Consider the following 25,670-nt stretch of genomic DNA (forward strand, 5'->3'; position numbering starts at 1 on the left):
CAAACTCTCCGACCTCGGCGTCACCAAAGCCGCCATCCCCGAACTGGTCCAGGGCGCAATCATCGACCCCTCATGCGGAGGGAATCCGATCCAACTCAACCAACAAAACATCACTGAGCTGTTTAATACGGCGATCTGACAGTGAGCGCTGAAATCGTTCTCATAATCCTTGCGGCCGCGTTGCTGCATGCGATCTGGAACACGGTTGTAAAAACGGCCGCTGACCGAACAGTCACGCTGGGTCTGGTTGCGCTGGGACACGTTATCCCGGGGGCGCTGATGGTGGCGGTTCTGCCGCTGCCGAATATCGAGAGCCTGCCATATCTGGCAGGTTCGACCGTTGTTCATTTCGGATATTTCTACATGCTGAATCAGGCCTACCGGCATGGTGATCTCAGTGTGGTGTACCCGATCGCGCGCGGTGTGGTTCCTGCGCTGGTCGCTCTTTGGGCCGTGATATTCGCGGGCGAACATCTGCCGACGCAGGCCTGGATTGGGATCGCGGTGATTGCCACCGGCATTCAACTGTCCAGCTGGTCGGTTTTGAGGCAAGGGGTCGGTAGGGCATCGCTTGTTTTCGCATTGGGAACGGGCTGCTTTATTTCCATCTACTCGCTTGTGGATGGCCTGGGCGTGCGGGTGTCAGGCAACATCCTGAGCTATTGGGCCTGGCACTCGGTTCTGCATATCTTTGTTGTGGGCTTTGTCGCGCTACGGCGAGGCGCGCGTGTGCTTGATTTGCCTCTGCGCATCTGGGTGATCGGGATTGCAGGGGGAATGGTGTCGATGACGGCTTACGGCCTAGTGCTTTATGCCAAGAATTTCGCTCCGCTTGGCGTCGTGTCAGCCTTACGCGAAACCTCAGTGATCTTCGCGGCCCTAATCGGATTTCTGTTCTTGAGTGAAGGCAATCCCATGCGACGCCTTCTGGCGGCCGTGATGATGGCTGCTGGCGTGACGCTGATCGCATTGTCGTCATGAACACATGCTGGGATGAGTTGAATGATTCTTGCGAGAGATCTGAAATCCACCTGTCACGCCGCATGAAACTGCAGGTTTGTTGTGCCATGTTGACCGGAAAAGGCAAAAAAACCAAAATTGTCGCAAAAGATTTACATTTATTGTGGATTTTTGCGCGAAAATGTGACCGAGTCTGAAAATGGATGATGATAGCGTAACCATCCCACATCGTGGCCGAGAGCTGCTGGATGTCCTTGCGCGGCTGGGGGGGTCAGCGCGCAACACTCAGATCGCCCAGATCATGGACGTCTCTGAGGAAACGGTGCGTCGTTTGGTCAAGGCGCTGGCGCGCGCGAACAAGGTTGAGCGTGTGCATGGCGGCACATTTCTGTCTCGAGCACAGGATACACCGATGTTTTCGGGCGCGCTGGAGTATAATGCCGACGAGAAAACCAACATCGCCAAGCGGGTCTGCGGGTTGCTTGAGGACGAGATGGTGTTGTTCATCACCGTTGGCTCGACCATGACTCATGTGGCCGAGCAACTACGTGAGCTGCGGGGTTTGACCGTCGTTAGCAACTCTTTGTCAGTTGTCGCATCCCTGGCCGATCACAATGGCACGCGCGCCGTTCTGGCAGGGGGCGAAGTAATCCGGTCCGAGCGAGGCAGTTTTGGCCGTGCGGCTGAAGAACTCGCGTGTCAGTACAGCTATGACGCGGTGATCTGCGGCGCGGATGCACTGTCGCTGGTTGGAGGCGTATTGGCCTCGAACCCGCTGGAGGCGGATCTGACCCGTGCGCTGCAAGGGAACACGCATCGCATGATCGTTGCAGCGGACCACACCAAATTCGGTGCAAAGGCAGCCAACGTGTCTTGCCCGTTCGACAAGGTGACGGATCTGGTGACCGATATCGCGCCACCTGATGCGTTTGCACCCGTTCTCAAGCAAGCTGGGGTCCAAGCGCACATTGCATCGCAATACGATGTCAAATCCGGGCCAGATGAAACAGAGCCCCGGAAGCAAAAAAAGAACAAAGAAACCTCCGAAAGCAAAGCGGGCAAATCGGGCTCTCGGAAACGCAAAACGAAATAAACAAAACCTAGGGAGAAAACATGAAAAAGCTTCTTATGTCTGGTGTGGCCTTTGCCACAATCGGGGGCGCGGCCTGGGCCAATTGTCCTGCTGCAACCGTCGCGGATATGCAGGGCGTCGCAACCGGTGCTTATCCTCAGCAGTTTGATCTGTCCGAGTTTCAATCAGCTGCAAACTGTACGCTCAGCTTTGCCGAAAACCCGGCTATTGGGGATCTGAACGGCATGATCCGTGGCAATGGCGATCTTGCGGCCGTGGCAGATCGTCTGCCGGCTGACCCGTTGGTCATCGTACCCTATGACTCGATAGGTCAGTATGGCGGTGTTCTGGACGCGCTCTCCAACGCCACAGAAAGCGGCACCTCGGACTTCCTTTCGGTGCGTCACGTCAACCTGTTCCGCTATTCCGACGACCTGCAGACCCTGGTGCCCAACGTGGCGAAATCCTGGGAATGGAACGATGACTTCACCGTGCTGACCGTGAATCTGCGTGAAGGCCACAAGTGGTCGGATGGCGCGCCATTTACGGCGGCGGATATCGTCTTCTGGTACGATAACCTGATGATGGACACCAATGTCATCGCCGAAGCGAAGGATTATGCGCTGGCGGGCGGTGAGCCCATGAAGGTCGAAGCGCTGGACGACACCACTGTCCGCTTTACCCTTGCCGCGCCCAAGCCTGGCCTGACCGAGACATTCTCGTTCACCTATGTGCAGCCCTACCAGCCCAAGCATTTCTTTGAAAAGTTCCACCCGGCGTTGGATGACAACGCCGACGCCAACGCGCAGGCGCTTGGTTATGAAAACGGGTACGAGCTGATCAAGGCCTATTATGGCAACTCGGACTGGATGGATACGCCATCTCCGATGCTGACAGCCGGTGACAAACTGGCGGGTCTTCCCACCGACACCATGCCGACGCTGGAGAGCCATATCCTTGTGAAGGAGAGCACCGAGGGTCGTCACTACGTGGCCAACCCCTATTTCTTCCAGGTCGATACGCAGGGTAACCAGCTTCCCTACATTTCGGAAATGGATGAAACTTACGTTCCGGACGAAGAAGTTCGCACCCTTAAGCTGCTGAATGGCGAGGTCGATTACAAATCGCAGGGTGTTAACCTGACATCCGCTCCGGTGCTGCTCGAAGGTCAGGAGAACGGTAACTACACGGTCGAGGTGAAGCCTTCGATCGGTTATCCGGTTCTGACCTTCAACGTGACCGCAGAAGACGAGGCCAAGCGCGCGATCTTTAACGATATCCGGTTCAGAACTGCGATGTCTGTTGCTATGGATCGCAACCAGCTGAACGAGGTTGTGGCTTTTGGTCTGGGAACACCGACACAGTACATCGGCTTCTCGCCACGTCCCGATTTCATCGACGAAAAATGGTCGAACCATGAGATCGAATTCGACGCAGAGCGCGCCAATGCGCTGCTGGACGAAGTCGGTCTTGTCGACAAGGACGGTGATGGCTTCCGCGACTTGCCGAATGGTGATCCGTTTGTTCTGGATTGGCAGTTCTCGACCCAGCCAGCTTCGGCGCAATTGGTGGAACTGATTGCTCAGAACTGGAAAGACGTTGGCGTCAACACCGCGATCAAAGAGGTGACATCCGACGAATTCCGCGCCGCACAAACGGCCAACTCGCTGGATATGGGCCTATGGCTGAAGAGCCAGCCAGCCGGGTCGATCCTCGGGGACAGCGAGATCTGGGTGCCTCCGTTTGATGGCTATTTCGACGTACGTACAGGTATGCTCTGGGCTGAATATATCAGCTCAAACGGTGAAAACGGAGTTGAACCACCGGCTTGGGTCGCGGATCTGAAGACTGCATTGGACACCTATCAGTCCAGTGCACCCGGCTCTGATGCGTCAGTATCCGCCGCGCAGAAGATGGTCGAGATCATGACCGGCGAGCTGCTGTTCCTGGGTACCGTGAATGCTCCTGCCCCGATCTATCACTCGAACAACCTGCAGAACTTTACCGAGTTCAAAACGCAGTCTTACGAGTTCTATCGGACCTATCCTTACCGCCCCGCCCAGTGGTGGCTGAGCGAATAAGGTTGAGAAGATAAGAAGGTGGGCGCCCGCGCCCGCCTTCGCGCATCCCGCGGGGACAGATATGTTGCAATTCTGCAGATTTGCCGCCACCCGGGCGGTTATGGCGTTGGTCACTTTGGTCATCGTATCGCTGATTGTTTTTTCACTGATGGAACTGGTGCCCGGTGACTGTGCCGAGCGCTATTTGGCGTATAAAAACACCCAAGGGTCCGCGATCACCGTTGCTGACGTTGCAGCAGAACGCGCCCGACTGGGGTTGGATCAACCGTTCCTGACCCGATGGGCCACTTGGTTGTCAGGGGCATTTCGTGGCGATTTCGGCGAAAGCTGCATCCTGCGGGTGAATATTGCACAGCTGCTGGGCGACAAGTTCTGGCTGTCGCTGTGGATCTGCCTTGGCGCTTTGACGCTGGCTTATGCCATTGCAATCCCTGTGGGCATCATTTCTGCCGCCTCGCGCAGTGCAGTATTGAACAACTCGCTGCGGATCGTCAGCTATCTGGGTCTGGCGATGCCGAACTTCCTGCTGGCCCTGATGGTGATGCTGGTTTCAACCGTTTATTTCGGCGAGACACTGACCGGGCTGTTCTCGCCGGAGTATAAAGAAGCGCCTTGGTCTTGGGGCAAGTTCCTCGATTTGCTGAAACACGCCTGGCTGCCGATCTTCATTCTGGGCTGGTCGGCCACAGCCTTTGCGCTGCAGACCGTGCGCGCGTTGATGTCGGATGAGATCGGGAAGCTGTATGTCACCGCTGCTGCCGCGCGGGGCATTTATGGCCGCCGACTGTTATGGCGCTATCCGGCCCGTCATGCGCTGGGGCCGATCGTCAACAGCCTTGGCTTTGACCTGAACCGGATCTTCAACGAACTGCCCATTGTGGCGCTGATCCTGACATTGACTGAAGCCGGTGCGCTTTTGCTTGAAGCGTTGGCGCGGTCCAATGATCAGCAACTTGCGGGGGCCATCATCTTTCTGCTGACGGCATCAATCGTAACGTTGAATTTCTTCACCGACATTCTGCTTGCGGTGATTGATCCGCGCGTGCGCAAAAGTATCCTCAGGTGACCAGATGACTGCGACAATCGACAACCAAAAGGCAAAAGAAGCCTATTTCACCGCCTCGCAGCGTCAGTTGATCTGGGCCCGATTCAAGAAACAGCGCGCGGCGATGATTGCGGCCACAGTTCTGGTCGTCCTGATCCTGTCGGGCATCTTTGCTCCGTTCCTGTCGCCTTACGATCCGACCGCCGCAGGGCGTGACAAAGACTATCTGAACGGAGCCCCGCAGATTCCAAGATTCTGCGACAAGAATGGCTGCTCGATCCGCCCGTTCCTGCACGGGGTAACTCGCGAACGCTCGTTGGCGACCAATTTCCGCTGGGTCGAGAAAGTGAACGAGGATGAACGCCGATATATCCAGTTCTTCGTTCGGGGCGACAAATATAAGCTGTTTGGAGTCATTCCCGGTAACATCCATCTGTTTGGTGTCGATCAGGGCTATGTTCACCTGTTCGGAACCGACAGTGCCGGCAAGGATATCTTCAGCCGTACACTGCATGCGGTTTGGACGTCGCTACAGGTCGGAACGCTTGGGGTGATGATTTCGTTCGTGCTGGCGCTCGCGATCGGAGGGGTGGCAGGATATTACGGTGGAATGGTCGACAGTGTGATCCAAATGATCACCGATGCGATCCGTACGGTTCCGGCCATACCTCTGTTCATGGCGATTGCGGCCTTTATCCCGCCGGAATGGTCGGCCGAAACAAGATTCTTTGTCATCACAGCCATATTGGGATTGGTCGGCTGGCCTACTTTAGCACGGCGAGTTCGCACCCATCTGTTGACCGAACGCAATCAGGAATATGTGCTTGCGGCAAAGCTTTGCGGTGCATCGCCGGGCCACATCATCCGGCGTCATCTGCTGCCCAGCTTCACCAGTTACATCATCGTCGATCTGGTGATCTCGTTCCCCTATATGGTCCTCAGCGAAACCGCGCTCAGCTTTATCGGGCTGGGGCTGAAAGATCCGGTCAACTCACTTGGCGTGATGTTGCAGAATGTGACCAAGGCGGATGTTCTGCTGAATTACCAATGGTATTTCATCCCGGTCATCTTCTTTGTCGTTCTCGTGATGTCTTTCGTGTTCGTTGGCGATGGCCTGCGCGATGCGGCTGATCCTTATTCGGAGACCCGCAAATGAGCTTGATCGATGTCGAAAACCTGTCCGTTCAGTTCAAAACCGATGAAGGGTTGATCACGGCGGTTGAGGATGTTTCGTTTTCACTCGCCCCAGGCGAGGTGCTCGGGCTGGTCGGCGAAAGTGGATCAGGGAAATCAGTGACAGCAAAATCACTGATGAAACTGAATCCACCCAACGCGATCTATGCACCGGAAAGCCGGATCGATCTGCATCTCGACAGCGGCCCGGTTGATATCATGGCGCTGAAGCGGCCCAAGGACATGGAGATTGTGCGCGGCGGGGCGATCAGTATGATCTTTCAAGAGCCGATGGCCAGCTTTGCCCCCGCGATCACCATCGGCAAGCAGATGGTTGAACAGTTGCTGATCCACACGGATCTCAGCAAAAAGCAGGCCAAAGAACTATCGATCGAAATGCTGGACCGGGTGGGTATCCTTGAACCAGCGGCCCGGTTCAACCAATACGCTTTCGAATTGTCGGGCGGGATGCGTCAGCGGGCGATGATCGCCATGGCGCTTTCGACCAAGCCCAAACTGCTGATCGCGGATGAGCCGACAACGGCGCTGGACGTGACCATTCAGGCTCAGGTTTTGGATCTGATGAAGGATCTGGTGGCCGAGTTCGGCATGGGCATCGTCTTCATCACCCATGACCTAAGCGTCGTCGCCCAAACCGCCGACCGGGTTGCGGTGATGTATCTGGGTCGGATCATGGAAAGCGGACCTGTGCGTGAGGTGATCCGCCATCCGGCACATGCCTATACGCGTGGCCTGCTGAACGCGTTACCCAAACTCGATGATCTGGACGCACCGCTAACCCCGATCCCTGGCGATATCCCCTCACCTCTGGAGCGGCCATCAGGCTGCGTGTTCCATCCACGCAACCCGGAACTCAAACCCGGATCGCGATATGAAACGGAACGCCCACCCTTGACCGAGGTCAGCCCCGGCCATTTCGCAGCCATTTTCCCCGAAGACGTGCCAGGCCAGCCATGACAAATGCTCTGATCAAAACCGAAAACCTGTCAGTCGAATTTCCCCTTGGTGGCGGTTTTTTTAACAAACGCACGCTGAAGGCGGTCGACAATGTCTCGATCGAAATCCCGCGAGGGGCTTTTGTTGGGGTGGTCGGCGAGTCCGGCTCGGGCAAGACAACACTCGGCCGCGCATTGCTGAATGCGGTTCCAATCACCAGCGGTGGCGCAAGCTATGACGATGGTGAAGAGCGGTTCGATCTGACCAAAATGTCAGCAACCGATCTCAAGTCCTATCGCCGTCGGGCTCAGTTGATTTTTCAGGACCCTTACGCGGCGCTTAGTCCTCGGATGACCGTGCGTGATATCATAGCCGAACCGCTGGATGTGATGGGCCTGACCGCATCGCGTGAGGAAACCGATGCGCGGGTTCGCGAGATTGCGGGCAAATGCCGGTTGAACCTTGAACATCTGCGACGCTATCCGCACGCGTTTTCGGGTGGTCAGCGTCAGCGGATTTCTATCGCGCGGGCTCTGGCCTGCAACCCGCGTTTTGTAGTTGCCGATGAATGCGTGGCGGCGCTGGACGTGTCGATTCAGGCGGATATCCTGAACCTGCTGAAATCCCTTCAGCGAGATATGGGCCTGACCTTCATGTTCATCAGCCACGATCTGTCGGTTGTGGCCCATACCTGCGATTTTGTGGTCGTGATGTATCACGGCAAGATCGTCGAAAGCGCCCCAACGCGCGAACTGTTTGCCGCACCCAAGCAAGACTATACCAAGCGGTTGCTGGATGCGATCCCATCGCTGGACCCCGATCATCGAATGCGTGCCTGATCAGGGCGCGCTGACCTGCGCCTGTCCGGTCTCGGTCAGCACAATCTCGGTCGCGCCATCTGCGCTGCGCTCGCTGGGCGGGACAAGGACATCGATGCCAGGCCGGTCGGGGCCAAAGGTGTTGCTGACCCGGCGGACCGAACTGAGAATGGCCAGCAGCGCCGGAGACGTCGCCGCCACGAAATGAGATGATCCCGCATCGCTGTTGAATGCAGTCGTGTCGATCACGCTGATCGGATATTCGGCCAACGCGTCGACCGAACTGATATTACCCAACCTCTGACTGTCCGCGGTGCCGCGCAGCCGAGCCGACAGGTTCAGAATCTTGTCCTTCTGGGACACCATCACCACAAACGGGTCGGGCGGGCTCTTGATGCTGTTCATCTGGGATCGGAACAAATCCACATCCAGATCAGGTGAGATCAGGATGACCCCCTCAAGATTGCGGCTTGCCCACCCCGGCTCGCGCAGTTCGGCTTGCCGCATCATCTCCATCGATAGGGCGCTGCCCATCGAATGCGCTATCAGGACGACCCGCTTTACGCCCATTGATTTGAGCAATCTAATGGTCTGTTCCAGCCCGTCTCGGGCAAACAGCATACTGTCCAGATCATAGGCGTAACCGGTGCCGCGCGCCTTACTGGGCCAGGAATAAATCAGAATGGTTCCGGGGATACCGATATCATGGCTCAGCTGAGCGGCCCGAAATGCGGTCTCGGTCTGCGTGGCGTTATACCCGTGAACAAAGATGACCACGTCATCCACGCCACGCAGACGGGACTTCAGATCCTGCGGACCCGAGAACTCGGTAACATCGGCCACGACAAACTGTTTGTTCGGATTCGGGTTCGCGTATGAGAACTCGAGTTCACCCGGCGTGTGCGACGGCGGAATCGAGACGGTCATCTCAAGGTAACGCAGTGCCTCGGCACGGTTAGCTCCGTAGCTGCCATCCGGCTCGCGCGCCCGGGTAGTGGCGGCAAAGACCGTGGCGGGGGTGCCGACCCTAAGGGCTTCGGGTGTGATCTCTGTGATAGACCGATCCGCACAGGCGGTCAGCACAGACAGCGTCACAATGATGATGAAATAGCGCAGCACGCTCTGCCCCTGTGAAGTTACTGGGCTACGCTACCGTATTCCCGCCCCGCGTCCAGCCTGAGGGCACGACTCATTGGCAAAATCCGGCTGGCACCTGTTACAAAACGTAACGGCTGAGGTCTGTGGATTTTGTCAGCTCGCCAAGATTGTCATTCACGAAACCTGCATCGACGGTGATCTCAGCCCCCGCCTGATCCGGTGCGGTGAACGAAAGCTCTTCGAACACGCGCTCCATCACCGTGTAAAGCCGCCGCGCACCGATATTCTCGATGCTTTGGTTCACATCCGCCGCAATCCGGGCCAAGGCTGCGATCCCGTCTTCGGTGAAACTGACCGTGACCTCTTCAGTGCCCATCAGGGCAGTATACTGCAGGGTCAGAGCGTTGTCGGTCTCGGTCAGGATACGTACGAAATCCTCTTCTGTCAGGGCGCGCAGCTCCACGCGTATCGGCAAACGGCCCTGAAGTTCTGGCAGCAGGTCCGAGGGCCTGGCGATGTGAAACGCACCGGATGCGATGAAAAGGATATGGTCGGTTTTCACAGGGCCATGTTTGGTGCTGACAGTGGTGCCCTCGATCAGAGGCAGCAAGTCGCGCTGAACCCCTTCCCGGCTGACATCGCCTCCGCGCGCATCGGATCGGGCGCAGACTTTGTCGATCTCATCCAGAAACACGATGCCGTTCTGTTCGACCGCTTCCAAAGCCACCCGGTTGACGGTTTCATCATCCAGCAACTTGTCGGCCTCTTCCCCAATTAACGCCTCATAGCTTTCAGCCACAGTCATGCGTTTCTTGACGGTCCGTCCACCGAAGGCTTTGCCGAAGATATCACCCAGATTCATCATCCCCATCTGACCACCCGGCTGGCCCGGAATATCGAACATCGGCATCGGGTTCGTGGTATCTGACAGTTCCAACTCGATTTCGGTATCGTCCAGCTCACCCGCTTTCAGCTTCTTACGGAACATCTCGCGCGTCGCTTCGCGGGCGTCGGTTCCAGCAATCGCCTCGATCACGCGATCCTCGGCGGCCTGATGGGCGCGGGCTTTGACATCCTCGCGCATATACTCGCGGGTTTGCAGGATTGCGGCGTCAGCCAGATCGCGCACGATCTGTTCAACGTCCCGACCGACATAGCCGACCTCGGTGAATTTGGTGGCTTCAACCTTGATGAAGGGTGCGCGGGCCAGTTTGGCCAGACGGCGGCTGATCTCGGTCTTGCCAACGCCGGTGGGTCCGATCATCAGAATGTTTTTTGGATAGACCTCATCGCGGATGTCATCTGGCAACTGCTTGCGCCGCCAGCGGTTGCGTAGCGCCACGGCTACGGCGTGTTTCGCGTCTTTCTGCCCGATAATAAAGCGGTCCAGTTCCGAGACAATCTCGCGCGGGGTCAGGTCGGTCATATGTGTTCTATCCGTATGTTTCGCAGCGGAACCTAATCATACGGCGCGAAAACACAAGCCGATCACGAGAAGATCACGGCAACTCACGGGCAGCACACGGAATTTCGTGGTGATGTGAATCGCCAGATGCACAGCGTCTGCGGCATAACCTTTCGCGACGGACTCTGCGTCCGTATGACATTAGGGAGATACCTCATCATGATGACTCGTCGTTCGCTTTTTGTGAAAGCTGCAGCTACCGGCGCGGCCCTGTCTCTGGTCGGCACCACCGCTGCCCTGGCCGGTGGCGCAAAAAAGAAAGGCACATTTGAAGGCCGCTCGAACCACGTCACTACCGGTTCGGTAAAACTGGTCAAAGATGGCGAGCGTTACATCGTTGAACTGGGCGACGACTTTTCGCTGGACAACGGCCCCGACCCGCGTGTCGCATTTGGTAAGGACGGCACATACGCCCCAGACAGCAAACTGGGCGCGCTGCTGCACCTGACCGGCAAGCAATCCTATGCCGTGCCGCCAACCATGGATGTCTCGGGCTACAACGAAGTTTACATTTGGTGCGAGGTTGCCGGCGTCCCGCTGGGAGTTGCTTCGTTGAAGTAATCACACCCTTCAGGGGTCGGGCTTTCCGGCCTCTGACACGCCGTTAGGTGACAGGGCAACTGTCTGTTACACTCGCCCCAAGATATTGGAACTGGGGGCGTTTTCATGACCAAGATTGCCAAGATCACCCTGCTGTTTGTGGTCTTTGTTGACCTGATCGGACAAGGGCTGGTGTTTCCCATCATCAACTCCCTGATCATGGAAACGAAGTCCGGCTTCTTGCCGGAAAGCACGGCCATGGGCACAAGGCACTTTTATTATGGTCTGGTGATCGGCTGCTTCTTCCTGTCTTGGTTTCTGGGGGTGGTCTATGTCTCGAAAGTTTCTGACTCTATCGGGCGCAAGAATGCTCTTCTGGTCTGTTTGACCGGGGCGTTGGTCGGTTACGCCCTGACGATCGCCGCGCTTTATCTTAACAGCCTGCTATTGCTGATCATCGGCCGGTCGATCACCGGATTTACCGCCGGCAATCAGCCCATTGCGCAGGCGGCAATGATCGATGGCAGCACCGACGCTGCCGACCGCGACCGCAACATGGGTTATATTGTGACCGGTGTCAGCTTTGGCTTGGTCGGAGGACCGATCATAGGCGCGGTTCTGTCCGATGCAGCCTTATTGGGCAGCGCGGCGACATTGAAAACGCCTTTCTACGGGGCGTTTGTGCTGGTCCTGATTGCAATCTTTCTTGTGACCGCGTTCTTCAAGGATACCAGAACCGAGCGCGAACCCTTCGTCTTCCGCCCCCGCGACATAACCGACAGCCTCCTAGCTGTGCGCGAACACCCGTTGGTTTTGAAAATCATGCCAGTTTATGCCCTGTTCATGGTCGCCAACGTTACTTTCTATGTATTCGTCGACAACTTCCTGACCAGCGCGTGGGGTTATGGCGTAATAGGGGGCAGCATGGCGATGGTGGTCATTGGCGTTGCGCTGGCCTTTTCCAGCACCTTCCTTGTGAAACCAGCGCAAGAGAGGTTCAGCAAGCACCAGATCATCTACACCTCGTTGGTCACCATGGTGATCTGTGGCTTTGCCTTCGCATTCAGCCCCAGCGGGGTACTGAGCTATATTCCGGTCTTTTTCTTCTACTTCTTCTTCGGCGTTTCTTACCCGACGCTGCTAGGCCTGTTCTCATCCAGCGTTGCCGAAACGGATCAGGGCTGGGTCATGGGCGTGACCACAGCCGTGTTCTGCCTAGCAGGCGGTATCATGTCCCTGATCGGAGGCGGATTGATGAGCATCGACATCCGCGTGCCGTATTATATCGTCATTGTCACTGCCCTGATGGGCCTGATCGGGATGCATTTGAGGTGGAAGGGGAAAGAGATCAAAGCGCTATTGGCGTAAAGAGCAGCCGATAGAGCGGAAAGGGTCACCTACTCCTGCTCTTCCTCAATTTCTTCTTCGTCAAGTTTGCGCTGGCTTTCCTGTAATGGCGCGCGCTCGATCAGTGCCCAAATTTCCTTTTTGGTCTTCTTTGAAACAGCGCCTCTGGCTTCCAGCTCGATCAATAGTGAGCGTGTCTGATCTTCGGTGCAGCCAATTGTTCTGCTGAGTCGTTCCAGAGTTTTGAACTTGTACTTCGTATCTCTCAACATGGACTCAAGCAGCTTCTTGCGAGGCTCTTTCCATGTCTTGGCGTGCTTCCGGTTCCGATATTCCTCAAGCACAATCGGCCCAACAATACCGCCAATCAGCCCACCAAATATCGCTGCCAGAACCGCACTCATGACCCGATCGTCTCAACCGTCAGATTGCCGTTGGTATACACGCAGATATCCGCAGCAATTGCCATAGCTTCACGCGCTACATCCTCGGCTGGTTTGTCGCTATCCATCATCGCACGGGCCGCCGCCAGGGCAAAGTTGCCGCCCGACCCGATTGCAGCGACGTTGTGTTCCGGCTCAAGCACGTCCCCTGCCCCAGTGATCACGAGCAGATCCTCGCCGTCGGTCACAATCAGCATCGCCTCGAGCTTCTGCAGATACTTGTCGGTGCGCCAGTCCTTGGCCAGCTCGACCGAAGCACGCGCCAGTTGGCCGGGCGTCGCCTCAAGCTTGGCTTCCAGACGTTCCAGCAGCGTGAACGCATCCGCCGTAGATCCGGCGAATCCGGCGACCACTTCGAACCCGCCCGGTGTCAGGCGACGCACCTTTCGCGCAGTGCCCTTGATCACGGTTTGGCCCAGGCTGACCTGCCCGTCCCCGGCGATGACAACCTGCCCGCCCTTCTTGACGCCAATAATAGTGGTGCCGTGCCATCCGGGAAAATCGCTGTCTGCCATGAATGCCTCCGTTATCCGTGCTGCCATATATGGGCCGGGCACGGGTTCTGCGCAACCGGTTCTAAAACTGCCCAAAAGATATGCAGTAAACGCAAACCGGGGCTGTTGAGTCAGCATTTGTGAGACTCAGCCGCCGGAGTTACATGAGGCTTACAACCGACAACGGGTCGGCTGTTTCTGTTAAAAGGACTAAGCACATGGCAAACGCAATCGCAAAAACCCATGCGCCGCGCGGAGCAGTCACCATCCTGCACGCAGTGGACGCATTCTCTCATGCATTCGAAAACGTTGTCGAATGGTACAAATCATATCAGACACGCAACGAACTGTCGCAACTGAGCGACGAGCAGCTGGAAGACGTCGGGCTGACCCGCGCTGATATCTCCAAGTTCTGATCCAGGATTTGAACACTTATAAGATGAGCCGCTCGATTGAGCGGCTTTTTCTTTTTCAGCTTTCGACGAATTTACCTGCGAGATCAGGCAGATAAGCCTCAACTGCAGCAGTGGCTACGACATGCCGGGTACCCGCCTCGGCATCCTCGACATCCAGTCCCCCTTTGACCGCCCGAACCGAGGCGCGGCCCCGCGGCAGATCCGAGGCGACAAGATCACAATCAACCTTCTCAGGCTGTTGAACGCCAATCGTGACCTCAACGCGCATCTCCTCATGACTGATGCCCAGTTTGGAAAACAGCGTGATGGACGAGTGGTGCAGCGCGTCCTGAACAGCGCGGCGCGCGGCCTTGGTATAGTCCTGACCATACAGGTCGTTGCCGGTCCCCATCTCCAGAATGATGCGTTTTTCCGTCATCGGGCGGGCTCCATATCAAATGAGACAACGATCGCGGCGTTGGCGATCACCGTGCGACCTTCAGAATGGGGTTTGTCGATATCCAAGCCACCATGTGTGACCGTGATGTTGGGCTGGCCGTAGGGGAAAATGGCCTTCAACGCCTGCGAATCCACCCGGTCCGGTTGCTGTACTCCGATTTCCGCGTCGATGATCATGGCCTCTTTCGGGAATCCGAACAATTCCGCCATATTGATCGAGTTATGCCAGAGCGCATCCTTGAGCGCGCGCAGCGCTGCTTCGGTATAGTCTTCGCGCCGAAGCGACGTACCCATACCGAATTCCACCAATACCCGAGTTTTGGGCATGTCGCCTCCTTATTCCTGATGACCCGACAATCTGCACGAGTTCTTGCGAATTGAAAGAACCAGTACAGTGAACTGCATCCGGCCAAACCACGAAACCCGAATGTTTGGTGTGTACCGCCGCTATCGACTAGAATTCTGTCTGTTTAAGCACACGATCTATGAAAGGTTTGATTCCATGACGTATTTTCGGCTCATGTCATCATTGTTGTTGTTTGGACTTCTGGCGCCAGGCGTATCCGCTGAAGTCATAGAAAACAAAGCGAAATTTATGAACCTGATCGTTGATAAGAAGCTGGTTCAGGGCGAAACCTGGGTGACTATTCACAAGGACGGCACGGTTGAGGGCAAAGGCCCGAAAGGTGGCAGTATCAGCGGCACGTGGGAGTGGAAAGACAGGTATTACTGTCGGAGAATCGTGATCGTCGGTGAAGTGATGCCCCGCGACTGTCAGGTGGTTTCAATCGCAGACGACACCGTTACATTTACCCACAAAGACGGCGCGGGAGTATCGGTGAGGTGGACCATCAAGTGAGTCTAAACTCTTGTCACGCAGTGGCTTTCACAAAAAAGGCGCCCAATGCGGGGCGCCTTTTTTTCGTTCACACACTAGCGAAGGTCAGATCGACTCGTCGATCCAGCTTTGCAGGGCCGCCTTCGGGGCCGCGCCAGCGCGGTTCGAAACCACCTGACCGTCTTTGAAAATGAACAGCGCCGGAATGCCGCGCACGCCCATGGCCGCGGCTGAGTTTGGGTTGCTGTCGACATCGACCTTGGCAATCTTCACCTTGCCACCATATTCGCTGGCCAGCTCTTCCAGGGCGGGGCCGATCTGCTTACAGGGGCCGCACCACTCGGCCCAGAAATCCACCACGACGGGGATATCGGAATTCTTGACTTCGGCGTCAAAGGTGTCGTCGGTAACGGCTACGGTCGACATGTCTGTCTCCTGACTGGGAATGCTTGGGCTCAGAACCTAGGTGCGGCACCGGGCAAGGTCAAGATATAGGGTTCGGTGTCAGGGCGTCCGTCACCATATCGTGTGGCAACCACATCAGGTGCGCGGTTCGCGTCCACAAGATAGCGGTGCGGATACTGTGATTGGGATAGATTTGCGACAGGGCATGGGCGTAGGCCGCCATCTGGCGCAACAGCCCTTCGGGGCAGGATTCTGGCCCGGTCGGAACAGTCGCATTGGATTTGAAATCAATTACATGCACCTCTTTATCCGTGATAATCAGCCGGTCGATGACCCCATGCATTCGTGTGCCGTTCAGATCGGCAGAGACCGAAACCTCGGTCAGCGCATCCGAGCCAAAGACCGGTTTCAGATATTCGGCCGTCAGCACCGATGTGGCCTCAGTCAGCAGATCTTGCCGCTCAACATCTTGCATATCGGCCAGAAGCCGTGCGCAAAGCTGCGGCCATTGATCCTGTGCGGCAGCAGGAAGATGTTCGAGCAACAGGTGCAGCTGCGATCCGCGTCGTTTCGCCGCCTCTTCATCCTGCCCCGCATCTCCGGGCAAGGCCTTCGCACCCCCTAGATCAGAGGGGCTGAGCGTTTCGGCTGGCGCGGGTAGATTTGGCGCGGGGTGGTCAAAAAATACAGGCAAATGCTGTTCGTTGTGCGGGATGCTGCCCTGTTCAACGGCAGGCAAAGCCTCCCAATCTCCATGCGCCAGTCGAAGGGTCTGGGTGCCGGGAACATGAGTAGCCCCTGCCCGCGCCATCGCGGCCTCAACCATCTGATACCAACTGTTGCCATCCTTGCCTACATCCCCGGCGGCCGCCACTATTAGCCACTTTTCTGCCCGTGTTAGAGCCACATATAGAAGCCTCAGCCGCTCATTCTCCTCGCGCGTTCTGGCTTCTTGGCGCGCAGCTGCGATCAATGCAGGTGAGGCATCAGAAGGCACTTTCCACAACGGAGTATCGCCCGCCATCATGATCTCGGCATCTCGTGGTGGCTGTCGTTTACCAGTGTCCGGCAGGATTACGATCGGTGATTCCAATCCTTTTGAGCCATGAACGGTCATCACCCTGATCATATTGCCGACACCGCTCATCTGGCGCTTGATCTCCAGATCGTCGGTTTGCATCCAGACCAGAAAACCGGTGAGGCTTGGGATATCTGTCCGTTCATAGGCCAGCGCCTGCGACAGTAACGCGTTGATACCATCCTCAGCCTCGGCCCCAAGCCGGCCCAGCAGTTTGCGTCGCCCGTCATGGCGCGTCAGGATACGTTCGATCAGATCATAAGGACGCAGAAAGTCGGTTTGACCGCGTAGGTCGTTCAGAATCGCAAGCGTTACCGGGAACTCCTCGGCACGATTGCGCAACGCTGCCCATAGATAAGTTTCCTCCCTGCGATGAGCCAGATCGAACAACTGTTGTTCCGTCCAGCCAAACAGTGGGGATTTCAGGACTGTCGCCAGGGATAGGCTGTCTTCGGGTGTGGCCAGAAAGCTCAGCAAAGCAGCCAGATCCTTGACCGCCAGTTCCGCGCCCACCTTCAGGCGATCTGCCCCCGCGATGGGCAGACCCTCGCTTTTGCAGGCGCGAATGATCTCGGCAAACAGGTCCGAGCGGCGTTGGACAAGGATCAGAAAGTCGCGGGGTTGCACTTTGCGCCGGACAAATGTCCCCGACGCATCGCCATCATCGGAAATGGTAGCGCCATTCCTGATCATATCCTTGATTGACCGGGCAACCTGTTCTGCCAGAATGACGGTGTGATGCCGTGCGCCGGGTCGATCAACGGGATCGGTCCAATCGCTGTCATCCTCGTCTTCAACTTTCTCGATCACCGGCCATAGGTCGACGCGCCCAGGAAGATCGGCCTTGAATGCCCGGTGTAAGGCATCCTTGTGGAACCCGGCCCCTACATGGTTTTCGAACAGTATATCGACCAGCCCAAGGATCGCGCTGGACGAGCGGAACGAATATTCCAGCGTTGAATCCCACAGTTTAGAGCCTGATTCTCGAAGTTTCCGCCCAAATTCGGCCTGCATCTGGTCAAAGGCTTGCGGGTCGGCGCCCTGGAAGGAATAGATCGACTGTTTCTTGTCGCCGACCACAAAGATCGTGCGTTCAACTCCGGATCGGGCCCCTTCCCCGCTGGTAAATTCCTGAGCCAATTTTTCGATCACGTCCCATTGATCCGGGCTGGTGTCCTGCGCTTCGTCCACCAGAATGTGATCGATGCCACCGTCGAGCCGGTACAGCACCCATTCTGCGACCGCCGGGTCGTTCAGCACCTGACGTGCGCGCAGGATCAGGTCATCAAAATCCAGCCAACCCCTAACCTGCTTGCGCCGCTCGTATTCCGGAAGGAAGGCCGCGGCAAAGCGATGTAATACATGGGTTTTCTGGGCCGCAACCAGCGCCAGTCGTTGTTCCCGCGCGGCTTCAACCCGCAGCATCAGGGCCTCGAGCTGGGGCATCCGATCTGCCAGCACCCCTTCACGCAGCGCCTTGGTTGGAAAGCTGTTGAGTTTTGCGGCAAAGGGCTCTTTCGCGCCCTTACCCGTCAATAGGACGTTTTCAAGTATCGTCAGTTTGCTCAGCCGGGCGTCGGTAAAGCCGACAAGCTTGTCGGCGGCCTTGGCATTGTTCCCTCCGCTTTCCGAAAGCGCGGGTAAAATGGACTGGATCAGTTCGACCTCACCGCCCAGAAACACGTTACGCAGCAGGACCTGTTCATCAAAACCTTCGGGCAGATCAAACCGTTGCAGAATGTCCGGCCATTGCAGCACATGTTCAAACTGATTTCGTTTCTGCGCAACAGCGGCAGTCAGTTTGTCAAAACCGGTATCGGTGACAAAGCGGGCAACGTCTTCGATCAATTCGGCCTGAGGGCCGTCGGCAAAACTTTCAATGATCTCTTCGCGCAGCAACGCCGCAGCCCGGTCTTCCATTTCGGAGAATTGAGGGCTGACCCCTGCCTCAAGCGGGAACCGTCGCAGCAGCGAAGCACAGAAGGAGTGGATCGTTTGGATTTTCAGTCCACCAGGCGTCTCAATAGCGCGGGCAAACAGGGTCCGTGCTTGCGCCAACCGGTCGGGATCGATCAGGCCTGGTACGCCAAGTTCGACCAACTCAGCCTGAAGGTCGCCGTCGCCCAACATTGCCCATTTGCCAAGACGTTTGAACAACCGGTTCTGCATCTCGCTGGCCGCGGCCTTGGTATAGGTCAGGCACAGGATATGCTGCGGCTGTACGCCATCCAGCAACAGCCGTGCCACCCGGTCAGTCAGCACCCGGGTCTTGCCCGAGCCCGCATTGGCCGCCAGCCAGGTTGAGGCGTCCGGGCGCGCGGCCTGAACCTGCCGTTCGGTGGCATCATTGCGGGGGGTCATGTCAGGTCCTCCGGTTCGGTTTCCGTCGAACGATCCCACTCGCCGAACCGGGCGAGGTGATCATAGTCCCCTATATCTGTGTCCTTGTGCAGCATCCTGCGTGAAGAGAACCCCTGATCAGGCTCTAAATAGGCTGAAATGAGCTCTTTCAGTTCGGCCAGCACCTTGTCGGTCGGCTCTTTCTGCAGCGGTGCGGGCACTTCTTTATAGGTGCCGCCCATGCCAATGAAGATCGCCTGTGCAACGGGAAGCGGATCGAATCCTTCGATACCGCCCTGCTCGGCCATTGCAGCTTCGATCAGCAGTTGTTTGTCGAATTTGGCTTGCTGACTTTCCGTCGGCGGAGTGCCCGTCTTGTAGTCGATGATACGCAAGGCCCCCTGCCCGCTTCGATCGATTCGGTCGGCACGTCCGGCAATGGTGAAGTCCAGCGGCGTCAACGTCAGGCGCATCCCAACCTCAAAAGCCACAGGCCCGCCATCGGCGCGGCGCTGAATCTCGGCGGACAGAAAGCTATCGGTAATCCGCTCTAGCCGCGCCAGCCACAGCTTTCGGGCAGTTGGCCAGGCAACGTGGTCGTCCAGCAAAGCTTTGGCGCGTTTCAGGAAATTTTCTCGGGTCAATAAAGCCGGATCCAGAACGCTGTCGCGCACGAATTGTTCCATCACCTCGTGGATGACGATACCGCGTAGCAGGGCATCTGGCGCCTGAACCAGCGGGTCCAGTTGTCTCAATCGCAGGATATGCCGGGCATATATGGCGTACGGATCGCGGATCAGGCGTTTGATTTCGGTCACCGATAGCCGCCGTGGCCGCGCCGCGACGGGTGGTCGTGGCGACGGGCGGTGCACGGGTGCGATTCGGGGTGCATGTTCCAGCATCTCTGCCCAATCCAACCACCGTTGGCCCCGCGCATGCATTGCTTCTAACGCGCTAGTTCCACCCTGTTCAGGCAGGCCTAGCAACAGGTTGGTCATGCGGTTCAGCCAACGGGATGGTACAGTTTCCGCATCATCCGAGCGGGTAGCGCGGGTCAAAACCACCTCTGCCGCACCTGCCGCCTGCTGGAAGTCATGCGCGGACAGACCGATCCTGCGTTCGGGCAGTAAAAGACCGGCCTCATTGCGCATCTGACGGTTCAGCCAGGGGTCGGGTGCCGCAGCCTCGGGCCAGCTGCCTTCGTTCAAGCCACCCAGAATTAGCAGATCCGCACCCTGAACGCGCGCTTCCAGGGTGCCCCAGATCATCAGATGCGGGTGAGGTGCATCACGGTCGCGGACTTCTTCACCTGCCAACAACGCGCCCAGAAGGTCGGCAAAGTCATGGGCGGTCATCGCACCGCCATGCTGTGCTTCGGCCTCCAAAGTGGAGATCACCGCATGCGCCTTCTGGCCCGCGTTCTTGTCCCACAATGTGCCGGATTCACCGGTTGCACCTGCCGAGATCATCTCGGCCAGCGTGCGAAGCCGGGCGACCCAGTCCGACAGTGGCTTTTCGGCGGGGTCGTATTGATCGCAAAAAGTCTCGGTAACCCAGCGGACCCAGTCCTCGGGCGCTTCAGTACGAATGGCGAAAGCGGTCAGGCTGGCGCTGTCGGGAAAGGGCGGGCCATAGCGACGCAGGTCAAGCTCAAGATCGCGGGTATGCAGCAGGTGGCTGCCCCGGTCGCCCCCGTCATGGCACAGTGGGTGTTTGAGCAGCGTCAGCAGAGCCTCGCCATCCAGGCGGCGCGCGAACAGCCCGGCGACATGGCGTAGGAACCGCCCGGGCGGAGACAGCTGCAGTGGCAGGCCCGCGCTGTCATCGGGCAGGATATTCCACCGGTCCAGTGCGGCGCTGACCTGCCGGGTTAGCATCCGGTCGGGGGTGATTAGCGCGGCGGTCTGGCCGGTCTCGGCCGCTTGCCGTAGGCGTAGCGCAATGGCCAAGGCCTCGGCCCGGGGCGAGGGCGCCTCGATCAGCGTCACATCCTTGGTCGCACCGTTCAGGTCGGGCAGGAGCGGGCCTTCAGTCATCCATGCGTCGGTGACCGGGGCAGGGCGCAATGCAAGCGAAATCAGCTTGTTACGGGCAGGTGAAGGGGCCTGATCCGTGGTCCATGGCCGGATTTGATCCGGGCCAAGCCCTAGCCCAAGCATCAGCTTGCGGAACCGGTATTGAGGATGATCCTCAGATGTCAGCGGGTTATCCAGATTGCTCCAAACATGTTCAGGCTGGTCGAAATCATAGCCAGGCAGCACCAGCGCCCCCTGAGGCAGACGCGCAACCGCCTGCATCAGCATCAGGGTGGTCCCGCGAGACCCGGTAGAGCCTGCCAGAATGACAGGATGTTCGGGCGGCGACGCCTCCCAGCGCGCGATCAGGTTCTCGACTACGCGCCGCTGTCGGGCCTGCGCATCCAGCGCGTCCGAACCGGATTCCATGAACTGATCGGCGATGCCGATAAAGGCCTGCGCCCGTGCCCAATGGCCGGACATGTCGCTGACATCCAGTTGCCTGATCGCATCGGGCGAGACACCTTCCCCCTGCATCTCGTCGATCAGCCCGGCCAGACTGTCAGACAGATCGAACAGCGAGGACCGGGCCGCCAGATCGGGTTGCTGGTCCAGTAGTTTTGCGATCAGCTGCGTCAGCTCCAGCCTGCGACGCAGAGGCGGGATTGCGGGTGGGATCTGCGCCAGATCGGCGCTTTCGCCAAGATCTGTGACCAAAGAGAGGCGTGGCAACAGGCAAGCGGGACCTTGATCAAACAGATCGCGCACCCGGCGCGCCATCCGGCGGGTGTTGATTACCAGTTGTACCCGGGCCAGCGCATCGGGCGGCTGCCCCTCAAATCGCTCATGCAGACCGTCAACCAGCACCTTGGGGAAATCCGCGCCCGGAGGAATGGCGAATACCCGGGGCAGGGCGCTGGGCTCAAACATCGGCAATCAGCCCCTCGGCCAGATCAATACCCTCGGGACGCCCCACATCGCACCAGCGACCGGGGTAAGACAGTGCGAACAGGCGCTTTTGCTGCAGCATTCGATCCCACAATACGTTCAATGAAAACACGTCCTCAGCGATGTCATGTAGCCCTTCGGTTTTCAGAATTTGTACCCCGCCGTAAACAAGACCGGCACCGCGGACGATCCGCCCTGTGCTGTCCTGAGTGAAGTCACCAGGGCCTGTGTGGCCAAGGGTTTGCCCAACTGGAACGCACATCAGCAGCGCATCCATTTTATCCGGATTCCAATGATCCTTCAGTAAATTCAGTGGGTTGGGCCCAGCCCAGATCGCGTCGCTGTTCAAGGTGTATACGGGATCGGATCCAAGCAGAGGTAGCGCTGCGCGCAGCCCACCACCAGTATCCAAAATGCGCGGTTCTTCCCGCGATATCATAACGTCGCAGCCCGCCAGATGATCAGCCAACTGATCAGCGTGGTAGTGCAGGTTGGCAACAACCCGCAACGGCCTTAGCGCATCGACCAGATCCAGTGCGTGATCAATCAGGGGCCGCCCGGCCACCTCGATCAGCGGTTTGGGCCGGTCTTTGGTCAGGACACCCATGCGAGTACCAAAGCCCGCGGCAAACAGCATTGCAGCTTGGGGGGTGCCGGTCATTGCGCCCTCAGCTTTGCCAGGTTCTCGGGGTTTGGGGCGGGCAGGGCGCTGCGCAACAGGTCTGCCACCGGCACCAACGCGGGATGTTCGAGATCGCGCATCAAATGTGCCCACGCAGCCGGGATCAGGTCGACGTAGTGTGGCTTTCCATAATCGGTCGCCAACCGGGCAAAACCGCCCAGAATGCGCAGGTTACGCTGTGCGCCCAGAACAGCATATGCGGTGCGGAAATCATGCCCATCGACGCCGGTTGCGGTGATATAGCGGTCGATCATCCGCATCTCGATCCCGGCGGGCACAGTCCGACGCACATCCTGTAGCAGTGACATCAAATCATAGGCGGGATGCCCCAGCATCGCGCTTTGGAAATCCAGCAGACCGACGCGCGCCAGACCTTCGCGCTCGGGCAGCCAGATCAGGTTTTCTGCGTGGTAATCGCGTTGCACAACAACCCGTGTTCCGCCGGTTTCCCGGTGCAGGATATCCGCAAAGCGCAGCTCGAACCGGGCGCGGGCCTCGTCGTCGTGCGATCCAAGAATGCCTTGCGCATATTTCGTGAACGATAGCGCCGCCAATTCGGTCATCATAGCGGGGTCGTAACTGTCGAGCGAAAGCGTCGGCGCCGCGTGAAGATGGACAAGTACATCGGTTGCGGCGTCATACAGCGTGCGCTCAAGCGTCGGATCGTCCCGCAAGACGCGTGCGAACAGATCGTCGCCCAAATCTTCGAGCAACAGAAACCCGTATTCGCAGTCCTCGGCGTAGATTTCCGGCGCACTCAACCCAATGGAACGCAGGTACTTCGACATACGCACGAAGGGTTCAACAGCTTCGCCCTTGTCGGGCGGAGCATCCATCAAAACGGCGGTCCGGCCGGTGGCAGGGTCGGTCAGACGCTCGTACCGGCGGTTCGAGGCATCACCCGCCAAAGGCGTATGCCGTGCGCCGTTCCATGGTGTCTGCGCGATCAAGGCTTCTGCCAGAATGGCCCGGTTCGTCATTGGATCCCCTCCAGCTTGGCGTTCCATTTCGGGTCTGTCCACGACATCTTAAGTTGTCGCGTATCTTGTTCGTTGGCGTCTGTGGTGAACCGGATCAGTAAGGCCGGCTCTGGCGTCAGGGGACCCAGCTTTTCAGGCCACTCGATCAGGCAAATGCCGGCGTCGAAGGCGTCGACCAGCCCCAGCTCTTCGATCTCTTCCACGGCAGAAAGACGATAGAGATCTGAATGCCAGACTTCACCAAGCTGCGTCTCGTAAACCTGAACTAGAGTAAAGGTCGGCGAAGGCACATCTTCGGGTGCGGACAGAAGAGATTGGATCAATGCGCGTGCGAAATGGGTTTTGCCGCTGCCGATGGTACCTTCAAGCAGGATAGTATCGCCAGACTGCAATGCGCCACCCAGTTTGGTGGCAACTTCAGCAGTGTCGAATGGGGATTTCGAGGTCAGAGTCAGCGGTGCGTTCATGGCGTCACAATGAACCTGCGCCGGGTCGGCTGCAACCGGTTCAGGCGCTGATTTTTTGTATTTCCGTGATGTTCCTGACCGGGTTGTCCGAGGCGAAACGGACAATTGTTGCCCCGTTTTGCATGGGGCTGACCGTGCAGTTCAAAGAGCCGCCGGATTTTAGGATCAGTTCAGCCGACCATTCGGCCCGATTCTCTCGCGCGGTGACGAATTCGCGGATCTCGCCAAGGATCGGCGTGGCGGTGCAGTGCTCCTGCCATTGGCGTGTGATTTCCAGCACCGTTGCTGGTTCGAATCCTACTTCGCCGCTGTCGCCCCACAACACCTGATAGGCGTAATTTGTGATCGCCAGCGAACCGTCATCCGAAAACACCGCGATGGCATCAGCCAGCTTGTCCAGAATGGATTGCATAAGGTCCGTTTCAGCGCGGAACCGTCGGGTCAGTGTGATTTCGGCGGTGATATCTTCGAACAGGAAAGCCACGGCCCCATCGGGATGCGGGCGACCACTGACGGAATAGACCGATCCTGATGGCAGCGACCAGGTTTCCTGATAGTTCCCGTCCTGTGCCGCCTCCAGAAGGTCGTTCATCTGGCGCCGCCAACTGCGATAGTTCTTAGGCTCGGGCATCATATGCTGGTCGCGAAGCCGGTCAAAAAAGCTGGACAGGCTTGGGCGCAGGCTCAGGAAGTCGGGTGGCAGGGTGGTCAGGTCAATCAGCGCTGGATTGAACAGGGCCAGTTGCCGGTTGCGGTCAAAGATCGCTAGGCCAATGGAGAGCTGTGCGAAGGTTTTGGTCATGGTCTGCACGAACTTGCGCTGTGCTGTCTCGGCTTCGACAATCGCGTTGATATCGACCGCGTAACACAACTGATCCTGTTCGTGTGCGACCTGGGTCAGGTCAAACCAGAGCTTGGCATCGCTGTCCCTTACCGGAATCGAGACACGGGTTTTTCGACTCAGCTGCGCCTCGTCCCTGTGAGAAGGAAACAGAGGGTCCGTCAGATCGGCATCCGGTCCCGCAATCTTGCGAACCAACCGTACATAGGCCGCATTGCACCAGCCCACCTTGTCACGGTGATCTATCAGCCAAACAGGGTAGGGCGCCTGCTCCATCGCCAAACGAATTGGATCGCGCTGGTCACGGCGTGGCGCAGGGATGGTCCCCGTCAGATCACGTAATTGAACCCGAATGATACCATCGATCCATTCGCACAGAACCTCGCGCTCGACTGTGCAGTCGATGGCTGAAACGGCGATGTTGCCCCCGGACCGGACAATCTCGGGCGTTTCGGGGAAAGCGGGAAAATCACGTTGCAGCAAACGCCGCAGTTCAGCCCAGTTGCTGACGGATTCGTAACCTGCCAGCGCAATATCGGAGTGGCTGATCAACCGGTCGCCATCGAACAGGAAGACAACATCGAACAGCGCTCCGGGCGCTGACAGCCCGAAATCTCTTGTTTTGGCCTGATGGCGTGGCAAGAGCCACAACATCGCAAAGCTGGCCGAAACCACACTGATTGCGGCCAGAACGATCCATTCGGCCATTGCTCCAACCCCCGGGTAAAA

At 57.7% G+C, this 25,670-nt stretch carries 24 protein-coding genes and 1 pseudogene; 12 read left to right on the forward strand and 13 right to left on the reverse strand.

Annotated features, from left to right (window positions below; genetic code table 11):
• The 8 genes and pseudogenes from ACRZ96_RS20660 to ACRZ96_RS20695 form a co-directional block, all read left to right on the forward strand.
• A pseudogene (locus ACRZ96_RS20660) lies at positions 1-139 on the forward strand (iron-containing alcohol dehydrogenase); the annotation flags it as partial.
• Positions 140-141: 2 nt separating this feature from the next.
• The gene (locus ACRZ96_RS20665) at positions 142-981 is read left to right on the forward strand and encodes an EamA family transporter (RefSeq protein ID WP_480772184.1); all 840 of its coding nucleotides are present in this window, start codon (positions 142-144) and stop codon (positions 979-981) included.
• 178 nt (positions 982-1,159) lie between these two features.
• Complete coding sequence (locus tag ACRZ96_RS20670; protein ID WP_480772183.1) at positions 1,160-2,053, forward strand: DeoR/GlpR family DNA-binding transcription regulator; 894 nt, start codon at positions 1,160-1,162, stop codon at positions 2,051-2,053.
• Positions 2,054-2,073: 20 nt separating this feature from the next.
• Positions 2,074-4,113 (forward strand): ABC transporter substrate-binding protein, encoded by a 2,040-nt coding sequence (locus ACRZ96_RS20675; RefSeq protein WP_480772182.1) that lies wholly within the window; start codon positions 2,074-2,076, stop codon positions 4,111-4,113.
• Between the two features lie 61 nt (positions 4,114-4,174).
• Positions 4,175-5,179, forward strand: a complete 1,005-nt coding sequence (locus tag ACRZ96_RS20680; RefSeq protein ID WP_170397787.1) for an ABC transporter permease — start codon at positions 4,175-4,177, stop codon at positions 5,177-5,179.
• Between the two features lie 4 nt (positions 5,180-5,183).
• Positions 5,184-6,314 (forward strand): ABC transporter permease, encoded by a 1,131-nt coding sequence (locus ACRZ96_RS20685; protein ID WP_480707487.1) that lies wholly within the window; start codon positions 5,184-5,186, stop codon positions 6,312-6,314.
• On the forward strand, positions 6,311-7,309 hold the full coding sequence (locus ACRZ96_RS20690; RefSeq protein ID WP_170513428.1) for an ABC transporter ATP-binding protein: 999 nt from the start codon (positions 6,311-6,313) through the stop codon (positions 7,307-7,309). Before ACRZ96_RS20685 ends, ACRZ96_RS20690 begins: the two co-directional genes overlap by 4 nt.
• On the forward strand, positions 7,306-8,127 hold the full coding sequence (locus ACRZ96_RS20695; RefSeq protein WP_480815053.1) for an ATP-binding cassette domain-containing protein: 822 nt from the start codon (positions 7,306-7,308) through the stop codon (positions 8,125-8,127). The genes ACRZ96_RS20690 and ACRZ96_RS20695 overlap by 4 nt, the downstream gene beginning before the upstream one ends.
• Here ACRZ96_RS20695 and ACRZ96_RS20700 read toward each other — a convergent pair whose 3' ends face one another.
• Positions 8,128-9,225, reverse strand: a complete 1,098-nt coding sequence (locus ACRZ96_RS20700) for an alpha/beta fold hydrolase (protein WP_170566570.1) — start codon at positions 9,223-9,225, stop codon at positions 8,128-8,130. It abuts the gene before it with no gap.
• A gap of 97 nt (positions 9,226-9,322) precedes the next feature.
• Positions 9,323-10,630 carry an ATP-dependent protease ATPase subunit HslU gene (gene hslU / locus ACRZ96_RS20705; protein ID WP_480815054.1) on the reverse strand — a complete coding sequence of 436 codons (1,308 nt, stop codon included), beginning with the start codon at positions 10,628-10,630 and terminating at the stop codon, positions 9,323-9,325.
• Between the two features lie 198 nt (positions 10,631-10,828).
• Here hslU and ACRZ96_RS20710 point away from each other — a divergent pair, with 198 nt between their 5' ends.
• Both ACRZ96_RS20710 and ACRZ96_RS20715 read left to right on the forward strand, forming a co-directional pair.
• Complete coding sequence (locus tag ACRZ96_RS20710; protein WP_170397803.1) at positions 10,829-11,230, forward strand: DM13 domain-containing protein; 402 nt, start codon at positions 10,829-10,831, stop codon at positions 11,228-11,230.
• 105 nt (positions 11,231-11,335) lie between these two features.
• Positions 11,336-12,577 carry an MFS transporter gene (locus ACRZ96_RS20715; protein ID WP_170733761.1) on the forward strand — a complete coding sequence of 414 codons (1,242 nt, stop codon included), beginning with the start codon at positions 11,336-11,338 and terminating at the stop codon, positions 12,575-12,577.
• Between the two features lie 29 nt (positions 12,578-12,606).
• Here ACRZ96_RS20715 and ACRZ96_RS20720 read toward each other — a convergent pair whose 3' ends face one another.
• Together ACRZ96_RS20720 and hslV are read right to left on the reverse strand one after the other, a co-directional pair.
• On the reverse strand, positions 12,607-12,960 hold the full coding sequence (locus tag ACRZ96_RS20720; RefSeq protein ID WP_170425354.1) for a hypothetical protein: 354 nt from the start codon (positions 12,958-12,960) through the stop codon (positions 12,607-12,609).
• Positions 12,957-13,514, reverse strand: coding sequence for an ATP-dependent protease subunit HslV (gene hslV, locus ACRZ96_RS20725; RefSeq protein ID WP_170566574.1), 558 nt, complete (start codon positions 13,512-13,514; stop codon positions 12,957-12,959). The genes ACRZ96_RS20720 and hslV overlap by 4 nt, the downstream gene beginning before the upstream one ends.
• Positions 13,515-13,711: 197 nt before the next feature.
• Between hslV and ACRZ96_RS20730 the strand changes: the two genes are divergently transcribed.
• Positions 13,712-13,909: a DUF1127 domain-containing protein gene (locus ACRZ96_RS20730; RefSeq protein WP_170397815.1), complete on the forward strand. Its 198-nt coding sequence runs from the start codon at positions 13,712-13,714 to the stop codon at positions 13,907-13,909.
• A gap of 55 nt (positions 13,910-13,964) precedes the next feature.
• On the opposite strand, the gene ACRZ96_RS20735 is transcribed toward ACRZ96_RS20730, so the two are convergent.
• The gene (locus ACRZ96_RS20735) at positions 13,965-14,327 is read right to left on the reverse strand and encodes a Lin0512 family protein (protein ID WP_170407917.1); all 363 of its coding nucleotides are present in this window, start codon (positions 14,325-14,327) and stop codon (positions 13,965-13,967) included.
• Positions 14,324-14,674: a Lin0512 family protein gene (locus tag ACRZ96_RS20740; RefSeq protein ID WP_170625360.1), complete on the reverse strand. Its 351-nt coding sequence runs from the start codon at positions 14,672-14,674 to the stop codon at positions 14,324-14,326. Before ACRZ96_RS20740 ends, ACRZ96_RS20735 begins: the two co-directional genes overlap by 4 nt.
• 100 nt (positions 14,675-14,774) lie before the next feature.
• Here ACRZ96_RS20740 and ACRZ96_RS20745 point away from each other — a divergent pair, with 100 nt between their 5' ends.
• Entirely contained in the window at positions 14,775-15,206 is a 432-nt protein-coding gene (locus ACRZ96_RS20745) for a hypothetical protein (RefSeq protein WP_480815055.1), read from the forward strand.
• Positions 15,207-15,290: 84 nt separating this feature from the next.
• On the opposite strand, the gene trxA is transcribed toward ACRZ96_RS20745, so the two are convergent.
• Genes trxA through ACRZ96_RS20780 form a run of 7 tightly spaced genes read right to left on the reverse strand, consistent with a single transcriptional unit; the run spans position 15,291 to position 25,649 of the window.
• Positions 15,291-15,611, reverse strand: coding sequence for a thioredoxin (trxA, locus tag ACRZ96_RS20750; RefSeq protein ID WP_170397826.1), 321 nt, complete (start codon positions 15,609-15,611; stop codon positions 15,291-15,293).
• Positions 15,612-15,669: 58 nt separating this feature from the next.
• Entirely contained in the window at positions 15,670-19,029 is a 3,360-nt protein-coding gene (gene addA, locus ACRZ96_RS20755; protein ID WP_480707484.1) for a double-strand break repair helicase AddA, read from the reverse strand.
• Positions 19,026-21,953, reverse strand: a complete 2,928-nt coding sequence (gene addB, locus ACRZ96_RS20760) for a double-strand break repair protein AddB (RefSeq protein WP_480815056.1) — start codon at positions 21,951-21,953, stop codon at positions 19,026-19,028. The genes addA and addB overlap by 4 nt, the downstream gene beginning before the upstream one ends.
• A complete protein-coding gene (locus ACRZ96_RS20765) occupies positions 21,946-22,632 on the reverse strand; it encodes a nucleotidyltransferase family protein (protein WP_480707481.1) in 687 nt (228 codons plus the stop codon). Before ACRZ96_RS20765 ends, addB begins: the two co-directional genes overlap by 8 nt.
• Complete coding sequence (locus tag ACRZ96_RS20770; RefSeq protein ID WP_170425366.1) at positions 22,629-23,633, reverse strand: phosphotransferase; 1,005 nt, start codon at positions 23,631-23,633, stop codon at positions 22,629-22,631. Before ACRZ96_RS20770 ends, ACRZ96_RS20765 begins: the two co-directional genes overlap by 4 nt.
• Positions 23,630-24,100, reverse strand: coding sequence for a tRNA (adenosine(37)-N6)-threonylcarbamoyltransferase complex ATPase subunit type 1 TsaE (gene tsaE / locus ACRZ96_RS20775; RefSeq protein WP_170407927.1), 471 nt, complete (start codon positions 24,098-24,100; stop codon positions 23,630-23,632). The genes ACRZ96_RS20770 and tsaE overlap by 4 nt, the downstream gene beginning before the upstream one ends.
• A gap of 40 nt (positions 24,101-24,140) precedes the next feature.
• Positions 24,141-25,649, reverse strand: a complete 1,509-nt coding sequence (locus tag ACRZ96_RS20780; protein ID WP_480707480.1) for a PAS-domain containing protein — start codon at positions 25,647-25,649, stop codon at positions 24,141-24,143.
• Positions 25,650-25,670: the final 21 nt, after the last annotated feature.

The sequence above is a fragment of the Ruegeria sp. CF1 genome (assembly GCF_056537445.1).